20 protein-coding genes are annotated in these 15819 nt (G+C 71.2%); 10 read left to right on the top strand and 10 right to left on the bottom strand.

The window, feature by feature from the left end:
• Nucleotides 1-298: 298 nt before the first annotated feature.
• Together KBX71_RS13725 and KBX71_RS13720 are read left to right on the top strand one after the other, a co-directional pair.
• Nucleotides 299-1120, top strand: a complete 822-nt coding sequence (locus KBX71_RS13725; protein ID WP_196929000.1) for an HAD family hydrolase — start codon at nt 299-301, stop codon at nt 1118-1120.
• The gene (locus KBX71_RS13720; RefSeq protein ID WP_210818281.1) at nt 1120-1932 is read left to right on the top strand and encodes an HAD family hydrolase; all 813 of its coding nucleotides are present in this window, start codon (nt 1120-1122) and stop codon (nt 1930-1932) included. Before KBX71_RS13725 ends, KBX71_RS13720 begins: the two co-directional genes overlap by 1 nt.
• Nucleotides 1933-1934: 2 nt before the next feature.
• Here the strand turns inward: KBX71_RS13720 and KBX71_RS13715 are convergent, their stop codons facing one another.
• A complete protein-coding gene (locus tag KBX71_RS13715) occupies nt 1935-2537 on the bottom strand; it encodes a bacterial proteasome activator family protein (protein ID WP_124823513.1) in 603 nt (200 codons plus the stop codon).
• An 84-nt stretch (nt 2538-2621) separates the two neighbouring features.
• Between KBX71_RS13715 and KBX71_RS13710 the strand changes: the two genes are divergently transcribed.
• Both KBX71_RS13710 and KBX71_RS13705 read left to right on the top strand, forming a co-directional pair.
• Nucleotides 2622-3419, top strand: a complete 798-nt coding sequence (locus KBX71_RS13710; protein ID WP_210818280.1) for a S9 family peptidase — start codon at nt 2622-2624, stop codon at nt 3417-3419.
• An 80-nt stretch (nt 3420-3499) separates the two neighbouring features.
• Complete coding sequence (locus KBX71_RS13705) at nt 3500-4687, top strand: ABC transporter substrate-binding protein (protein ID WP_210818279.1); 1188 nt, start codon at nt 3500-3502, stop codon at nt 4685-4687.
• Between the two features lie 68 nt (nt 4688-4755).
• On the opposite strand, the gene ddaH is transcribed toward KBX71_RS13705, so the two are convergent.
• Entirely contained in the window at nt 4756-5589 is an 834-nt protein-coding gene (gene ddaH / locus KBX71_RS13700) for a dimethylargininase (RefSeq protein ID WP_210818278.1), read from the bottom strand.
• A gap of 59 nt (nt 5590-5648) precedes the next feature.
• On the opposite strand from ddaH, the gene KBX71_RS13695 reads away from it, so the two are divergent.
• On the top strand, nt 5649-6128 hold the full coding sequence (locus KBX71_RS13695; RefSeq protein WP_210818277.1) for an Lrp/AsnC family transcriptional regulator: 480 nt from the start codon (nt 5649-5651) through the stop codon (nt 6126-6128).
• A 16-nt stretch (nt 6129-6144) separates the two neighbouring features.
• Here the strand turns inward: KBX71_RS13695 and KBX71_RS13690 are convergent, their stop codons facing one another.
• The 3 genes from KBX71_RS13690 to KBX71_RS13680 all read right to left on the bottom strand — a co-directional run bounded on the left by KBX71_RS13690 (nt 6145) and on the right by KBX71_RS13680 (nt 8441).
• Nucleotides 6145-7251, bottom strand: coding sequence for a hypothetical protein (locus KBX71_RS13690; RefSeq protein ID WP_124823503.1), 1107 nt, complete (start codon nt 7249-7251; stop codon nt 6145-6147).
• Between the two features lie 81 nt (nt 7252-7332).
• On the bottom strand, nt 7333-7599 hold the full coding sequence (locus tag KBX71_RS13685) for a DUF6457 domain-containing protein (RefSeq protein ID WP_210818276.1): 267 nt from the start codon (nt 7597-7599) through the stop codon (nt 7333-7335).
• Nucleotides 7596-8441, bottom strand: coding sequence for an NTP transferase domain-containing protein (locus KBX71_RS13680; RefSeq protein WP_210818275.1), 846 nt, complete (start codon nt 8439-8441; stop codon nt 7596-7598). The genes KBX71_RS13685 and KBX71_RS13680 overlap by 4 nt, the downstream gene beginning before the upstream one ends.
• Before the next feature lie 219 nt (nt 8442-8660).
• Here KBX71_RS13680 and fdhD point away from each other — a divergent pair, with 219 nt between their 5' ends.
• Nucleotides 8661-9527 (top strand): formate dehydrogenase accessory sulfurtransferase FdhD, encoded by an 867-nt coding sequence (fdhD, locus tag KBX71_RS13675; protein WP_210818274.1) that lies wholly within the window; start codon nt 8661-8663, stop codon nt 9525-9527.
• Between the two features lie 13 nt (nt 9528-9540).
• Here fdhD and KBX71_RS13670 read toward each other — a convergent pair whose 3' ends face one another.
• Nucleotides 9541-10257 carry a GAP family protein gene (locus KBX71_RS13670; RefSeq protein WP_210818273.1) on the bottom strand — a complete coding sequence of 239 codons (717 nt, stop codon included), beginning with the start codon at nt 10255-10257 and terminating at the stop codon, nt 9541-9543.
• A 180-nt stretch (nt 10258-10437) separates the two neighbouring features.
• On the bottom strand, nt 10438-10683 hold the full coding sequence (locus KBX71_RS13665) for a flavin reductase (protein WP_210818272.1): 246 nt from the start codon (nt 10681-10683) through the stop codon (nt 10438-10440).
• A gap of 250 nt (nt 10684-10933) precedes the next feature.
• Between KBX71_RS13665 and KBX71_RS13660 the strand changes: the two genes are divergently transcribed.
• Both KBX71_RS13660 and KBX71_RS13655 read left to right on the top strand, forming a co-directional pair.
• A complete protein-coding gene (locus KBX71_RS13660) occupies nt 10934-11683 on the top strand; it encodes a Scr1 family TA system antitoxin-like transcriptional regulator (protein WP_210818271.1) in 750 nt (249 codons plus the stop codon).
• On the top strand, nt 11671-11874 hold the full coding sequence (locus KBX71_RS13655; protein WP_210818270.1) for a DUF397 domain-containing protein: 204 nt from the start codon (nt 11671-11673) through the stop codon (nt 11872-11874). Before KBX71_RS13660 ends, KBX71_RS13655 begins: the two co-directional genes overlap by 13 nt.
• Nucleotides 11875-11975: 101 nt before the next feature.
• On the opposite strand, the gene KBX71_RS13650 is transcribed toward KBX71_RS13655, so the two are convergent.
• From KBX71_RS13650 to KBX71_RS13640, 3 genes are all read right to left on the bottom strand, one after another.
• Nucleotides 11976-12293, bottom strand: a complete 318-nt coding sequence (locus KBX71_RS13650; protein WP_210818269.1) for a helix-turn-helix domain-containing protein — start codon at nt 12291-12293, stop codon at nt 11976-11978.
• On the bottom strand, nt 12293-12592 hold the full coding sequence (locus KBX71_RS13645) for a type II toxin-antitoxin system RelE/ParE family toxin (protein WP_210818268.1): 300 nt from the start codon (nt 12590-12592) through the stop codon (nt 12293-12295). Before KBX71_RS13645 ends, KBX71_RS13650 begins: the two co-directional genes overlap by 1 nt.
• A gap of 85 nt (nt 12593-12677) precedes the next feature.
• A complete protein-coding gene (locus tag KBX71_RS13640; RefSeq protein WP_210818267.1) occupies nt 12678-13721 on the bottom strand; it encodes a DUF4192 domain-containing protein in 1044 nt (347 codons plus the stop codon).
• 173 nt (nt 13722-13894) lie between these two features.
• Between KBX71_RS13640 and KBX71_RS13635 the strand changes: the two genes are divergently transcribed.
• Together KBX71_RS13635 and moaA are read left to right on the top strand one after the other, a co-directional pair.
• A complete protein-coding gene (locus tag KBX71_RS13635; RefSeq protein ID WP_210818266.1) occupies nt 13895-14809 on the top strand; it encodes a fructosamine kinase family protein in 915 nt (304 codons plus the stop codon).
• Nucleotides 14806-15819 (top strand): GTP 3',8-cyclase MoaA, encoded by a 1014-nt coding sequence (gene moaA / locus KBX71_RS13630; RefSeq protein ID WP_210818265.1) that lies wholly within the window; start codon nt 14806-14808, stop codon nt 15817-15819. Before KBX71_RS13635 ends, moaA begins: the two co-directional genes overlap by 4 nt.

Genomic DNA, 15819 nt, shown 5'->3' with positions numbered 1-15819 from the left:
ACCCCACCCCACCCCACCCGGCGGCGATCTTGCACTTACTGTCCCGACATAAGCCTCATAGCACGCAGAACGGCAACCGAAAGTGCAAGATCGCGGGGGGCATGCGCGGGGACGCGCGCGGGGACGCGCGCGGGGACGCGCGCGGGGACATCTCGCGGGTGCTCGGGGTTGGCGTCCGATTCGCCTGGAAGCCATGGTTGGGGCCCGTTTCGCGAGGTACGGTTGCTGCCCGCCGTCACGCCGAGCCTCGGATTCCTTGGCCAGGGCAGGTGCGACGGCGGCGGGCGAAGGAGGAGCGATGACCCGCCCGGGACTGCCCAAGTTGATCGCGACCGACCTCGACGGGACGCTGGTCCGCAGCGATGACACCGTCTCCGCGTACACCCATGGGGTGCTCGACCGGGTGCGCGCCGCCGGGATTCCGGTGGTCGGCGCGACTGGACGCGGCCCTCGCCTGACCGAGTTGACCCGCAACGACATCCGCGCCGCCGACTTCCTGGTGATGGCCGGCGGTGGGTGGGTGGTCGACCAGAGCGACCCGAGCGGCCCGGTGGTGCTCCGCGAGGAGCGGCTGCCCGCCGAGGTGTTGGCCCGGCTGCTCGCCGATCTGGAGGCCGAGGTCGGACCGCTGACCGTGATGGTGGAGGCGTCCGACGAGCACGACGCCCCGCTGTGGGGCGACTACCACGAGAGCTGGCCCTACCAGGACCGCTTCGAGGCGCGTACTCGCGACGAGTGCCTCGCCTGCGACGTGATCAAGGCCTTTGCGCGGACCGCCGACCACCACGTGGACGAACTGCTGGCGGTGGCCCGCCGGGTCGTCTCGCCGCAGGTCGCCACGCTCACCCAGGCCGGGCTCGGCTTCGTCGAGATCTGCCCGCCCGGCGTGGACAAGGCGACCGGTCTCACCGTGGTGGCGCAGACCCTCGGGGTCGACCCGGCAGATGTGCTGGTCTTCGGTGACATGCCCAACGACCTGCCGATGTTCGAGTGGGCCGGCTGGTCGCGGGTGGCCGTGGCCAACGCGCACCCCGCTCTGCGCGCCGTCGCCGACGAGGTGACCTTGCGCAACGACGACGACGGGGTGGCGGTGTATCTCGACCGGCTACTGTCCCGGTAATGGGAGACACGCCCCGCCTCATCGCCACCGACATCGACGGCACGCTGATCCGCGACGACCACAGCGTCAGCCCCCGCACCGCCGACCTGCTCGCGCGGATCTCCGCGCGAGGCACGCCGGTCGTCCTGGTCACCGGCCGTCCGGTCCGCTGGCTAAAGATGGTGTACGACCAGCTCGCCCGGCCGCTGCCGGCGGTCTGCGCGAACGGCGCCGTGGTCTACGACCCGTTCGAGGACGAGGTGGTACGCGCCGACCCGCTCGCGCCCCACCACCTGGCCGAGGTGGCCCGGCGGCTTCGGGCCGAAGTGCCCGGGATCAGCTTCGCCGTGGAGATCCTGGACAGCCGGGAGATGCGGCACGAGGCGCACTACCCGCTGCGCTGGGACTCCGACGCCAACGGCATCCGGCCGATCGCGACGCCGGAGGAGTTGCTCTCGGTCCCGGCGGTGAAGCTCCTCGCCCGAGCCGGCGAGCAGGACCCGGACGCCTTCGCCGAGCTGATCGCCACGGCGGTGGCGGGGTTGGCCGAGGCCACGCACTCGTCGTCCTCGGGGCTGGTGGAGATCTCCGCGGCGGGGGTGACCAAGGCGGCGGGTCTGGCTTGGTACTGCGACCAGCTCGGGGTGGCCGCGGAGGACGTGCTGGCCTTCGGCGACATGCCCAACGACGTGCCGATGTTGACCTGGGCCGGTCGTGGCGTGGCGGTGGCCAACGCGCACCGCGCCGTCCTGGCGGTCGCCGACGACGTGACGACGGCGAACACCGAGGACGGCGTGGCGGCGTACCTGGAAAAGATCTTCGGGGTGGACTGAGGTCAGAGGTACTGACCTGTGTTGTGCCCCTCGCCGCCGCCCGGCTGGCCGATGCCCGGCATCCCGGGGACGACCCCGCCGGGGCCGCTGGGCAGCGCCTGCCGGCCGCCGCGCATCTGCTCCAGCTGCACCCGGGCGGCCATCTGCTGGGCCACCAGGGCCGCCTGGATGCCGTGGAACAGGCCCTCCAGCCAGCCGACGAGCTGGGCGTGGGCGATCCGCAGCTCGCCCTCGCTGGGGGCCTTGTCCTCGGCGAAGGGCAGCGAGATGCGCTCCAGCTCGTCGCGCAGCTCGGGGGCGAGGCCCTCCTTGAGCTCGACGATCGACCGCTCGTGGATCTCCCGCATCCGGTTGCGGCTGGCGTCGTCGAGGGGTGCGGCCTTCACCTCCTCCAGCAACTGCTTGATCATGCTGCCGATCCGCATCACCTTGGCCGGCTGTTCGACCAGGCGGGTCGGGTCCTCGCCCTGGCCTTCGTCGGTCTGCATCGTGCCGATCGGCCGACCGTCCGGGCCGACCACCACAACGGTGCCGGAGTGGCCGGACTCGTCGGGGCCGGGCTCGTCGTTCTGTCCAGCGGAGCGCGCTTCGGTCATGGGGTCCATCTTTACCCAGCGGACGCGAGCCCTGCCGCCCGGGACCGACTCCCGGGGCCGAACCACCCGGGCGGGGCGCGCTACCGTCGCGCCATGCCTGTCGACCCGCGCGCCGTGTTGACCCGGCCCGCACCGGAGCCCGACCGGACCGTGGCGTACGGGGATCACCCGGATCAGGTGGCCGATCTGCGTCTCCCGGCGGGAACCGGGCCGGCCCGGCCGCTGGTCGTCGTGTTGCACGGCGGTTTCTGGCGGGCCGAGTACGACCGGCGGCACACCGGCCCACTTGCCGCAGCCCTCGCCGTCGCTGGCTACCCGGTGGCGCAGCTGGAATACCGCCGGACGGGGCAGCCTGGCGGGGGCTGGCCGGGCACCCTGACCGACGTGCTGACCGGGGTGGCCGAGCTGCCCGTGCTGGCGGCCGAGGCGCTGCCCGGCCGGGTGAGCCTGGGGGCGCCGATCCTGGTCGGGCACTCCGCCGGCGGCCACCTGGCGTTGTACGCGGCAGCCACCGCCCCGGCGACGGTGCGTGGGGTGCTCGCCCTGGCCCCGGTGGCCGACCTGGGCGAGGCGTACCGGCGAGATCTGGACTCGGGCGCGGTCGCGGCGCTGCTCGGCGGCGGCCCGGGGGAGGTCCCAGACCGGTACGCGGCTGCGGATCCACGGATGTTGGTACCGATACGGACACGGACAGTAGTTGTGCACGGCTCGGACGATTATCAGGTTCCGGCGGAGATGAGCAGGGATTTCGTCACACAGGCGCGTGCCGCAGGTTCCGATATTTCCCTTGTCGAACTGCCTGGATGCGAGCATTTCGGGCTGATCGACCCGGAGTCCGTCGCGTGGCCCCAGGTCCTTGCCGTGTTGCGGTCCCTGCACGATGATCACTAGCCATTGACGCAGCGTCGCGGACCAGGTAGAACGCCGGAGGGGCGGTGTTCGGCCCTGTAACGCTCCTTGGAAGGAACTCGGTGTCGCAGATGAATCGCAGGCGGGCGCTCCAACTGTTGGCCGCGCTCGGTACCACCGGGTTCGTCGCCGGGTGTGGCTCAGACAGTGACGCCGAACCGACCGCCGACCGCAACCCGGTCAAGATCGGTTTGATCACGCCGCAGGCCGGTGGTTTCAAGAGCATCGGCGACGACATCACCAACGGCTTCCAGCTCTTCCTCGACCTGCACGACCAGCGGCTGGGCGGCCACCCGGTGCAGCTGCTGACCGCCGACGAGGGCGACACCGCGACGACGGGCAAGGCTGCCGTCGAGGGCCTGCTCAAGCAGGGCGTGTTGGCGCTCACCGGCGTGGTCAACTCGGCGGTGATGGTCGGCATCCGGGACACCGTGGAGCAGGCCCGGGTCCCGCTGATCGGCTCCAACGCCTCTCCGAGCAGCCTGCAGAGCGTCTTCTACATCTGGCGGACCTCGTACGTGCTCGACGAGGCCGGCCGGGCGCTGGGCCGCTACCTGCGCGACCAACTGCCGGCGAACGGCCGCATCGCGATCATCATGCCGGAGAACGTCGGCAGCCCGGACGTGGTCCGCGGCTTCCGGCAGGAGTTCGGCGCGAACGACCCCCGGATTCGCGACGAGGTGACCTACACCAACGCCACCTCCAACCCCGGCAAGACGACGTACTCCTCGGACATCACCAAGGCGCTGGCCAAGAAGCCCACTGCGGTCTTCTGCTTCTTCGCCGGGGCGGCCGCCGTGGAGTTCATCAAGCAGCTGCGCGAGAAGTTCGCCGGGCCGATCTACGCGCCGGGCTTCCTCACCGAGGGCACCGTGCTGGAGAACCTGAAGGACAACGCGCTGGGCATCCAGACCGCGCTGAACTATTCGGCCGACCTGAACAACACGTCGAACCGGGTCTTCGCCTCGGCGTACCGCAAGAAGTACCGGGTCACCCCCACCACGTACGCGATGGCGTCGTACGACGCGGCGCAGGTGCTCGACCAGGCCATCCAGCTGACCGGTGGGAAGCCCACACCGCAGCAGGTCAACCTGGCCCTGGGCAAGCTCGGCCAGATCGACAGCCCGCGCGGCATCTGGCAGTTCAACCAGCCGCGTACCCCGCAGCAGAAGTGGTACCTGCGTGAGGTGCAGCGCGACGGTCAGGTCATGTCGAACGTGCTGATCAACGAGCTGGCCACGCTGGGCTGACCGCCCACCCCAAGCACGGTTCGGGGCCGGTCTCCCAGCGGGAGGCCGGCCCCGAGACGTTCGCGGGGTCAGTGCCGCAGCTCGGCGATGCAGCACTTCACGCTGCCGCCACCCTTCTTCAGCTCGGCCAACTCGACGGGGACCGGGGTGTACCCGGCCGCCTTGAGCTTGCCGGCCAGCCGGGTGGCCTCGCTGTTGAGTACCACGTTCGCGCCGTCGCTGACCAGGTTGATCCCGAAGGCCAACGCGTCCTCGTCGTCGGCGATCACCGCGTCCGGGAAGAGTTGGGTGAGCACCCGCTGGCTGGCCGCCGAGAACGCACCCGGGAAGTAGACGATGTTCGCGTCGTCGATGGCCGCGAGCGCCACGTCCAGGTGGTAGAAGCGGGGGTCGATCAGGCGCAGCGACACCACCGGTCGGCCCAACGCCTCCTGCGCCTCCGCGTGCGCCGGGATCTCGGTGCGGAAGCCGTGCCCGGCCAGGATGAGCCCACCGTGCGCCTCCGGCACGTACGCGAAGTCGCCCTCACCCTCGTTGGTCTCGCCGGGTGCGATGAACCGCCAGCCCTGCGCCTCGTAGAAGGCGTGGTGGGCGGCGGCCTCGGCGGTCCGCTGCTCGTGCTTGAACCGGGCGCCGTAGACGCTGCCGTCCACCACGAAGCCACCGTTGGCGGCGTAGACCATGTCGGGCAGCCCCTGCTCGGGGGTGAGCAGGTGCACCTCGTGGCCAAGGCCGACCAGGGTTTCGCGCAGTCGGTCCCACTGCTTGACGGCCAGGTCGCGGTCGACCGGGGTGGTCACGTCCATCCACGGGTTGATCGCGTACTCGACCGTGAAGTACTCCGGCGAGCACATGAGATATGTCCGCTTTCGCGGGAAACGCTGCTGGTTCACGGTCACCAAGAGTAGGTACCGTAGAACTTTGAAAACAGCCACAAGCGTTGCTTCCCAGAGGCGGAACGTTGCAGATAGACGCGGTAGACCAGCGGATCATTGCGTTACTCGTCGCGGACGCCCGCGCGTCCTACGCCGACATCGGCGCTCGGGTGTCACTCTCCGCCCCAGCGGTCAAGCGTCGCGTCGACCGGCTGCGCGCCACCGGCGTGATCAGGGGATTCACGGCCGTCGTTGATCCGGCCGCGGTTGGCTGGACGACGGAGGCCTTCGTCGAGCTGTTCTGCGCCGGCCGGACCACCCCGGCGCAGATCGGCGTGGCCGCCCGCAGACACCCGGAGGTGGTCGGCGCGTACACCGTCTCCGGGGAGGCGGACGCACTCGTGCACCTACGCGCCGCCGACATCGCCCATCTGGAGGCGGCGCTGGAGCGGTTGCGTGCCGAGTCCTTCGTGACCTCCACCCGCAGCACGATCGTGCTCTCCCGGCTGGTCGAGTCCCCCGGCGTCGGCCCGTCCGCCCGACCGGCACCCGCCTCCGCCAACTGAGCCCTGAATAGTTCGCTCAGAGATACATGCCGGTGCGGTGCTCCGACTCGTCGCGTCGAACCGGCTTGTCACCCTCACCGAAGAACCGCTTGCCGCCGAACTCGCCGTGCAGACGGTCGTCCAACTCGTCGGCGAGACCGGTCATCACCTGCACCGCCAGCATCAGATGGGTCGCCTGGAAGTTGCGGCCGAACACCGGGATGGACGCCCAGACCGTGTCGTCGGCGCAGTAGAGGCGGCCGATCGGCATCCGGTTTGTCAGTTCGGAGAGCTTGACGTAGAGCCGCTCGGTCGGCTCCACCTCGGTGAGCACCGGGGAGAAGACGTCCACCAGGGGCGGGTTGTCCCGCACCCGCACGAAGACCATCGCCGAGCCGGCGCGGATGGTGATGTCGCCGTCCGAGTCGATCTGCAACCGGTCGGTGTCCGACTTCAACATCGTAGAGACCACGGTACGGACCCGGTCGGCCAGATCGAGCACGTCTTCCCGCTCGACCTGCGAGGCGGCCGCCTCAGCCAACGCCTCCTCCAGGTCCGCCTCGACGTCGGCGTCCGGACCGAACTCGCTGCGCGCGGTGCCCACCGGGCCCAGGGGCAGCGGTTCGCCCTCGGCGTCGTGCACCAGATAGACGAGGAAGGCCGGGTGCGGAGCGCCGTAGACATCGCGCAGCGTGCGGGAGAGCAGCGTGGCGACCTGGGCAGACTCGGCCGTCGTGGCGTTCAGCCCGAAGGAACCGCCGGATCCGGCGACCACCCCGGGCGGGGACCAGCCGAGCGCGACCATGTCCGCCACCGCCCCCCGATCCAGTCGGTAGCCCGCCGGAAGCATGGCGTTGCCGACCGCGCGGGCGGACAACACATGGTCCGGGTCCACGTCGACGCTTATCGAATAGACGGCGTCCCCGGTGCCGGAGGCGGTGGGGTCCAGGGTCACGTCGAGGTGCGCGCCGACGGGAAGCTCCCGCAGCCGTACGGCGAGCGCGCGGGCGAACTCCCGCCACGCCTCGGTCACCTTCGCCCGCAGGTCGGTGGTGCTGGGCTCGTCGAGCAGGATCGATTCCGCCGGCTCAGTCGAAGCGCCGGGCAGCTCACCGTGCGGCGCCGAGGGGTGGTCAGCCGTCATGATCGCCTCCGTCCGTCACGATCACCCTACCCACGCCGCCCGTGCGTCGAATCAGCCCGGACCGGGATCGGACAACAGCGGTCAGGGGGCCGTCGGGTCCGCGGGGTCGGCATCCAGCGCGACCGGCCAACTGCCCGCCAGCGCGCTGAGCCGGGCCGCGACGTCCGCCGGCTCCGCGCCCCGGCCAACCGCCAACCCCAGGAGGTACGCAGTGACCGGCGCACCCGGACGCAGCACCTGGTGGGCGACGTCCCGGGCCAGATCCAGCACCGCCGGCACCGGCACCCCGGCCGGGTCCAGATCCAACTCGGCGCACACCGCCGTGACCCAGTCGTCCATCACCGTCATCGCGCCCACTCCTCCGCCCGGCGTACGTCCTCGTCAGTGTCGCAGTCGAACCACGGCGGCGGGCCCTCGCCGGACCAGGCCACCTCCCGCACGACGAGACGAGCCAGTAGCGCCCGGACCGGGGCGCCGGACAGACTGCCGCCCCGCTCGACAGTGAGCCGGTCCAGGGCCGTCCGCAGCGCGGCGACCCGCCAGACACCGCAGAGCGACTGCCGCCGCCCGTCCCCGTCCACGAAGCACGCCCCGTCGGGCCTCCGCTCGCCACCGAGGCCGCCGTGGGCCGGGGCAAGGCCACCGGGGGCCGGCGGCACCGGAGCTGGGCCGCCCTGGGCCAACGGCGCCGGGGCAAGGCCGCCCTGGGCCGGCGGCGCCGGAGTTGAGCCGCCGTGGGCCGACGGCGCCGGAGTTGAGCCGCCCTGGGCCGACGGCGCCGGAGTTGAGCCGCCCTGGGCCGGCGGCGCCGGGGCTGAGCCGCCTCCCTCCGGTTCGAGGTCGGGGGTCTCCCGGTCGAGGTGGTTCAGCAGATCGCCGATCGCGGCCCGGGTGAGCAGCGGCAGGTCGGCGGCGAGCAGCGCGACCACGGCGGTGTCGGGACCCAGCAGCGCCAGGCCGGCCGCCGCCGCGGCGACCGGGCCTCCACCGGGCGGATCCTCCCGGACGACCAGCACACCCGCCGGCACGGCGTCGGCCGCACCGACCAGCACCCGCGGAGTCGCGTCGGTGACGGCGGCCAGCACCCGGTCACGCATCGGCCGCCCACCGACCGGACGCGCGGGCTTGTCGACCCCGCCCATCCGTCGGGCGGCCCCACCCGCGAGCACCACAACGGCGTACGCCCCCATCCGCCCACCGTAGCCGCGCCAAACCCCGGCCCTACCGGCGCGCCCGACCAGGCCCGAACCCCTCACTCCGGTGATCATGGAGTTATCGCGCGACACGCCGACGACACGCACGGCTAACTTCATGATCAACCGGGGCGAGGGGGTGAGGGGTCGGGGCGAGGGGTGTGAGGGGTCGGGGTGAGGGTGGGGGTGTGGGGGCGTGGGGTGGAGGATGGCGGGATGGGACGGGCAACTGATCGACGGGGCGTACTCCGGATCGACCTGGACGCGGCGACCGCCGGGCGGGGGTCGGTCCGCCGACCGGACACGCTCGCCGTGGAGGAGCCGCTGGAGATCCGGGTCGGCACGGCCGGTCCCGGCAAACGTCGGCCGCTCGCCGTCACCATGCGCACCCCGGGCGACGACCTGGACCTGGCCATCGGGTTCCTGCTGACGGAGGGGCTGATCCGGTCGACCGACGACGTGTTGACCGCGCAGCTCTGCGCCGGCGCGGAGACACCGAACACGTACAACGTGGTGGACGTGGTGCTCGCCCCCGGCGTGCCGGAACCGACCACCGACCCGTCCCGGAACTTCTACACGACCAGCTCCTGTGGGGTCTGCGGCAAGGCCAGCATCGACGCGGTACGCACCCGGTCGCTGTTCCCGGTCGCGGAGGATCCGCTCACCGTGCCGGCCGCGCTGCTCACCGAACTGCCCGACCGGTTGCGCGCCGCCCAGCGCGGCTTCGACCGGACCGGCGGGCTGCACGCGGCGGGGCTGTTCACCCCCGACGGTGAGCTGGTGGTGCTCCGGGAAGACGTGGGCCGGCACAACGCCGTGGACAAGGTGATCGGCTGGGCCGTGCGGGAACGTCGGCTGCCGCTCACCGGGCATCTGCTGCTGGTCTCCGGTCGGGCCAGCTTCGAGCTGACCCAGAAGGCGTGGATGGCGGGGTTGCCGCTGCTGGCCGCGGTGTCCGCCCCGAGCACCCTCGCCGCCGAACTGGCCGACGAGGCGGGGATGACACTCGTTGGCTTCCTGCGCGGGCGGACCATGAACGTCTACACCGGGCCGCACCGGATCACCGTGGAGCAGCCGGCCTGACGCGGGCGGCCCGTCAGCGACCGATCCGGTCGATCAGGTCGAACAGGGCCAGCCGTGCGGCGGCGTCGCGGGCGATCAGGAAACCGGCGATGCCGAGGATCCAGCCCAACGCGCTGCCCGCCTTCGTGACGATCCAGGTGTTCAGGCGGGCCAGCACCGGCTCGACCAGTCGCGGGCGGGCAACCCTGGCACCCAGCAACACCACCGCCGGCAGCACCATGACCAGGCAGTACCCGGCGAGCAGCAACACCACGCTTGCCGCTCCCACCCCCGAGGTGGCCAACAGACCCACCGCACCGAGGTACGGGAGCATGGTCGCCACCTCGGCGAGCGCCGCGAGCAGCGCGAGCCCGACCAACCAACGGGCCGAGGAGTCTCCGGCGGTGGCCCGGTCCCGCCAGCGCAACACACCACCGGTACGGGGACGCCGCTTGCCGTCGTAGCGGAAGCTGAGCACCAGCATTCCCACGCCCAGGACGAGTTGCGCCCAGAGGACACCCCGGTTGTCCAGGGCGCCACCCAGCGCGTCGCCCAGCGTGCTGCCGCCCCAGACCAGCAACAGCCCCACCGCGAGGTAGAACACAGCGATGGTGGCGAGGTAGCCCAGGATCCGCCGGACGTTGACCGGCCCGGGGGCGAGCAGCAGCCAGACCGGGATGAAGAGGGTGCCGATGCTGGTGCTGTCGATCAACGCCAGCCCGGCCAGCGACAGCAGCAACTCGGGGGTCATGTCATGCCTACGCGGTGAACGGCCACGAGATCATTCTCCGGCGGCGGTGGCCCTGCCGCGTCGGCCGTGAACAGGAGCAACGCGTACATCCTTCGACGGAGGCGCGTTGCCGGGGGAGCCCGCCCCGGGCGATCGACCTCGGGGGACGAGGGATCAGCGCCGGGGCGGGAGTCGGCCCGGCTATCGAGCCCTGACCCAGCCGGTGAAGCGTTCGGTCAGGCCATCCGGGGTCTTGCCGCCGTACAGCTCGGTGAGGTGTTCGGTTGCTTCGGCTTGCAGTGCCTTCAGGTGCTCGACCAACTCGTCGGGTCGACCTCGGTACCGACCGAGCAGGCGCAGTTTGGCGACCGAGCAGGGCCAGGCGATCCCGCACGTGCGGCAGCGCCACGCTGGCTTGAGCAGGGGGTGTTCCGTGTCGTCGGTCATCGGCCAGCCCGCACTGGTTCGCGCCGCGTCGTGGGCTTCGGCTTGTTCGGCATGTCTCCTCCTCGTCGTTGGGAGGGGCCGCCCCTGAGTGCTCGCCCACGAGGCGGCCCCGGCACGAACGCGACCGCCGGGTCTCGGGTAGTCCCTGCCGGCCACGCCGTCTCAGACACACGCTTCCAAGGGTTGCCAGCCGAATACACTGCGTAGCAATATCTCCTGTGGACGTCTCGGACGAACCAGAGGGACAGGGATGAATCGCGCAGTCGCTGAAGCCATGTCGAAATCCGGCCTGACCGCCGACAGCCTCGCCGCTCAGATCGGGGTTGATCCCAAGACGGCGGCCAAGTGGGCGAACCCGGGACGGATTCCGCAGACGCGGCACCGGTCGAAGGTCGCCGAGGTTCTCGGCCGCGACGAGGGCGACCTCTGGCCCGACCTGTACAAGCGACGCGAACCGGCGTGGTTCCGGCCGTGGACGGACATCGAGCGCGAGGCCGTGGGGCTGCGGTGGTATGAGTCCGCCGTGTTGCCCGGCCTCCTCCAGACCGAGGCGTACGCGCGGGCCGTGCTGAGCAGCGGGCTCTGGGCCGACGAAGACCTGGAGGCGCACGTGGAGACCCGCCTCCGCCGGCAGGCCGCCGTGTTCGACCGGCCTCGCCCGCCGTTGAGCGTCTTCGTCATCGACGAGGCCGCACTACGCCGGGGACGACCCGACATCATGGCCGCCCAACTCGACCATCTGATGATGCTCGCCGAGCGGCCGGCGGTGATGATCCACGTCCTCCCCCTGACGGCCGGTTTCCATCCCGGCCAGGCCGGGCCCTTCGTCATCGCCAGCACACCGGACGGCGACGACGTCGGCTACCTCGATGACCAGGCGGCCGGGCGGCTGAGTAATGAGGTTGCTCCACTCTGGGCGGTCTGGGATAGCGTGAGGTCGTTAGCGCTACCGCGAGACCTGACCATCGACCTGATGAGAGCGCGAGCATGGATGACCTGACCGGCGCCCGTTGGCGCAAGAGCACCCGCAGCAGCTCGAACGGTGGCGCGTGCGTCGAGGTGGCCGACAACCTGCCGGGTCTCGTGCTCGTGCGCGACACCAAGGACCGGGACGGCGGCACGCTGACCTTCGGGCCGGCGGCCTGGGCGGGCTTCGTCGGGCTGGCGAAGAAGATCGGCCCCGTCGGCTAGGTCTCGCCCTGTCGCAGGCTCACCATCGTCACTCTCTGAACCGCGATCGACTCGGGTTTACTGATACCGGGTCAATCGTCGATCTATCGAGAAACCGCCGGCTATGCGGCTACGATCTCGGCGGCACCTCGGGAGATCTTTACGTCGAACTCCATGCCGGTGCCCTTGGAGAGCTTGACGAGGGTCGCGATCGACGGCGGCTGGTCGCCAGACTCCAGTCGCGCGATGACTGACTGGGTCATTCCCACCTTGCGAGCGAGCGCGGTCTGGGTCAGTTGGTTCTCGGTGCGGTATCCCACGATACGGAGCGCGACCTCACGCGCGAATGCTGTCCGATCCCACTCTGCGCGGAACACCGGGTCCTGACGGCTGACATCGCCGATGACCTGCTGCGAGGTCTTGAGTTCGGAACGTTTCATCACTCCTCCTCCACGTCCTTGATCCTTCGCTCTGCGGCTGCGATGGCCCGGGCGAAGTTCCGCTGGCTGACGCTGGCTTCTGGGCCGATGGCACCGACCACGAACGCCTCACCGACCTGCGCGTAGAAGACGCGCCACCGGCTACGCCCTCCGCGTGGGCGTAGTTCACGCAAGTTGTCGGCGGTTCGGATCTTGCTGGAGTGCGGGTAGCCAAGGTTGGGGCCGAGGCTCTCCAGCTTTTCGACGGCGTGTCCGATTGCCGCCTGCTCGATCGCGGGTATGGCTCGCAGTTCGGACACGGCCTCTGGGTGGAAGAGGACTGACCAGAGCCGACTATAGCAAAACTGCGATACGGCTGATGCGGTGTCTCCCGCATCTGGCTCGTCAGCGGCGGCCACGTCGGCTCCGTTTGCGGGGGCGGATGACACCGGGCATCCCGACCGACGGCCAGCCGTCCAGCTCGGCCGGGGGCACGCCACGCCGGAGCAGGTCGTCCAGCAGCAGGGCGAGCGAGTAGTCGGGGTGCAGGCTGAGCGTGCGTTCGAGCGCGACCGCCGCCAACGCGCCCTGACCGGCGCGCCAGGCGGCGAACGCCAGCAGCGCACCGGGAGCGGCGGCAGCCTCCGGCTCGGCCCGGCGCAGCGCGTCGGTCCAGAGGGCGATGTCCCGGTCCCGACCGTCGGTGCGTTCCCAGGCGTGATCGCGGACCGGCAGGTGGGTCATCAGCACGGTCAGCCAGGCCATTTCGTCGTCGTCGAGCGGTTCACCACGCCGCTGCCGGCGCTGGGCCTCGCGGACCGCCACCACCCCGGCGGAGCGCAGCGCCCGAGCGCCGAGCCTGTCGCTCTCGGGTGCCTGCTCGATCAGCTCGGCCAGTCTCAGCTCGGCGCGGGCGGTGGCCGCGCGGGCCGATTCCCGGGCCGGGCCGTCCACCGGTGCCACCTGCGCCACCAGGGCGGCCCGGTCGGGGAGTGCGACCTGGCCGGCGAAGACCGCCGAGGCGGTCACCCGGTTGACGGTCGGGTCGTAGGGGCGACCCTCGGGCGGGCAGCAGTCGGGCTCGGTGCAGAGATAGGACCACCAGCGGCCGTCGGTCACCCGCAGCGCGTCGAGCACGTGCAGGCCGAACTCGCCCAGCGCGTCGCGTACCGCGTCGACGGCCGGAGTGACCCGTTCCGGTTGCCCGTAGCCCACCACTGTGGCGGCCTCTGCGCCCTGCCGGCGGATCACACCGGCCAGGTGCCCGGCCAGCCCGCCCGGATCGCTCGGATCGGGCAGGTCCGCGCGGGCGGCGAAGATGATCTGTCGGCCGACCAGCGCCACGGCGACCACGCTGTCGGTGGGGTGAAACCCGAGCAGGTACGGCACAGCGGCGATCAGGTCGGCGGGTGAGCGGACGGCGAGCTGGGGGCGTTCGGTCGAGGTCATGTCGGAAGCCTGCGGCGGGCCTACCGGGCCCTGCTACCCCTGTGGACGACACGCGGCTTATCCACAGTTACTGTGCGTGTTTTCCCTGCTCATGCCACACCTACGAGTGCGGAAAGAGCGCCGATGTCGTCGGGCGACACCTGGCTGTCGTAAGGAGCGGTTACCGTGCGCTGATGGACCTGGCGTACCTGCGCGCGCATCCGGCACACCTTCCGACCTTCCGGACCCATCAGCGGCTCCGGGAGACACCGGTCGCCGGTGGAAACATCTGCGCCGCCGCCCGGCTCACCCTCGACGACGGCCACTCCGTCTTCGCCAAGTCCTGGCCGGAGGCCGCCGACCGACCGGCGCCGGAGGGCTTCTTCGCCGCCGAGGCCGCCGGCCTGCGCTGGCTACGGGAGGCCGGCGCTGTCGCCGTACCCGAGGTGATCGTGGCGTTGCCGGATCTGCTGGCGCTCGACTGGGTGGAGCCCGGCGAACCGACGCCGGAGGCCGCGGAGCGCTTCGGCCGGGAGTTGGCCGGGCTGCACCGGGCTGGCGCGACCACCTTCGGTGCGACCTGGCCCGGTTTCATCGGCTCGCTTCCACAGGACAACACCCCCACCGGCGGGCGCTGGTCGGCGTGGTTCGCCGAACGACGTCTCGTCCCCTACCTGCGACGCTCGGTCGACGGTGGCGCTTTGACAAGTGCCGATTCCGCAGTGGTCGAGCAGGTGATCGATCACCTCGACGGGCTCGGCGGCGACGAGCCGCCCGCGCGCATCCACGGCGACCTGTGGCCGGGCAACGTGCTGTGGGGGGCCGACGACCGGGCCTGGCTCGTCGACCCGGCGGCGCACGGTGGGCACCGGGAAACGGATCTCGCCCAGCTCGCCCTCTTCGGCGGCGTCCCCCACCTGGATCGGGTGCTGGCCGCCTACCAGGAGAGTTGGCCGCTACCGGACGGCTGGCGTGAGCGCGTGCCGTTGCATCAGCTGCACCTCCTGCTCGTGCACACCGCACTCTTCGGCGCCAGCTTCCGAGATGTGGTCGTCAAGACAGCCCGCGCCGTCCTGAGCCGGGCCGAGCGCGCTACGGTCGACAGGTGAGCGTCGCCCCGGGGACCGACGGCGTCCTCGTCGACCGGTACGGCCGCGTCGCTCGGGACCTGCGCGTGTCCCTCACTGACAAGTGCAATCTGCGCTGCACCTACTGCATGCCGGCGGAAGGGCTGCCCTGGCTGGCCGGCCCCGAGCTGCTGACCGACGAGGAGATCGTCCGGTTGGTCCGGGTGGCTGTCGAGCTGCTCGGCGTGACCGAGGTGCGGTTCACCGGCGGTGAGCCGCTGATCCGCAGCGGGCTTGTCGACATCGTGACGGCGGTCACCGCCCTCCAACCCCGCCCCCGGGTCTCGCTGACCACCAATGGCATCGGCCTGGACCGGCTGGCCCCGGCGTTGCGGACCGCCGGCCTGGACCGGGTGAACGTCTCACTGGACACCCTGGACCCGGCCCGGTTCACCGAGCTCACCCGCCGCCCCCGCCTCGACGCGGTGCTGGCCGGGCTCGCCGGGGCGGCGGCCGCCGGGCTCAACCCCGTGAAGATCAATTCAGTGCTGATGCGTGGTGTCAACGAGGACGAGGCGCCGGCGCTGCTCCGCTTCGCCCTCGATCACGACTACCAACTGCGGATCATCGAGCAGATGCCGCTGGACGCCCAGCACGGTTGGGCCCGCGACACCATGGTCACCGCCGAGGAGATCCTGGCGTCCCTGCGTACCGTGTTCGATCTCAGCCCCGACCCGGCCGAGCGCGGCGCGGCACCGGCGGAGACCTGGCTGGTCGACGGAGGCCCGGCCCGGGTCGGTGTGATCGCCAGCGTCACCCGCCCCTTCTGCGGGGACTGCGACCGCACCCGGCTGACCGCCGACGGCCAGGTCCGCGCCTGCCTCTTCGCCACCGAGGAATCCGATCTACGCGCCGCGCTCCGCAGTGGCGTGGACGACGACGAGTTGGCCCGGCGCTGGCGTACCGCGATGTGGGGCAAGCGCGCCGGGCACGGCATCGACGACCCCACCTTCCTCCAGCCGACCCGCCCGATGTCCGCGATCGGCGGTTGA

The organism is Micromonospora sp. D93 (assembly GCF_018070365.1).
GTDB lineage: Bacteria > Actinomycetota > Actinomycetes > Mycobacteriales > Micromonosporaceae > Micromonospora > Micromonospora ureilytica.
The sequence above is the reverse complement of the archived record's forward strand: the minus strand, read 5'-3'. Positions and strand labels throughout refer to the sequence as shown.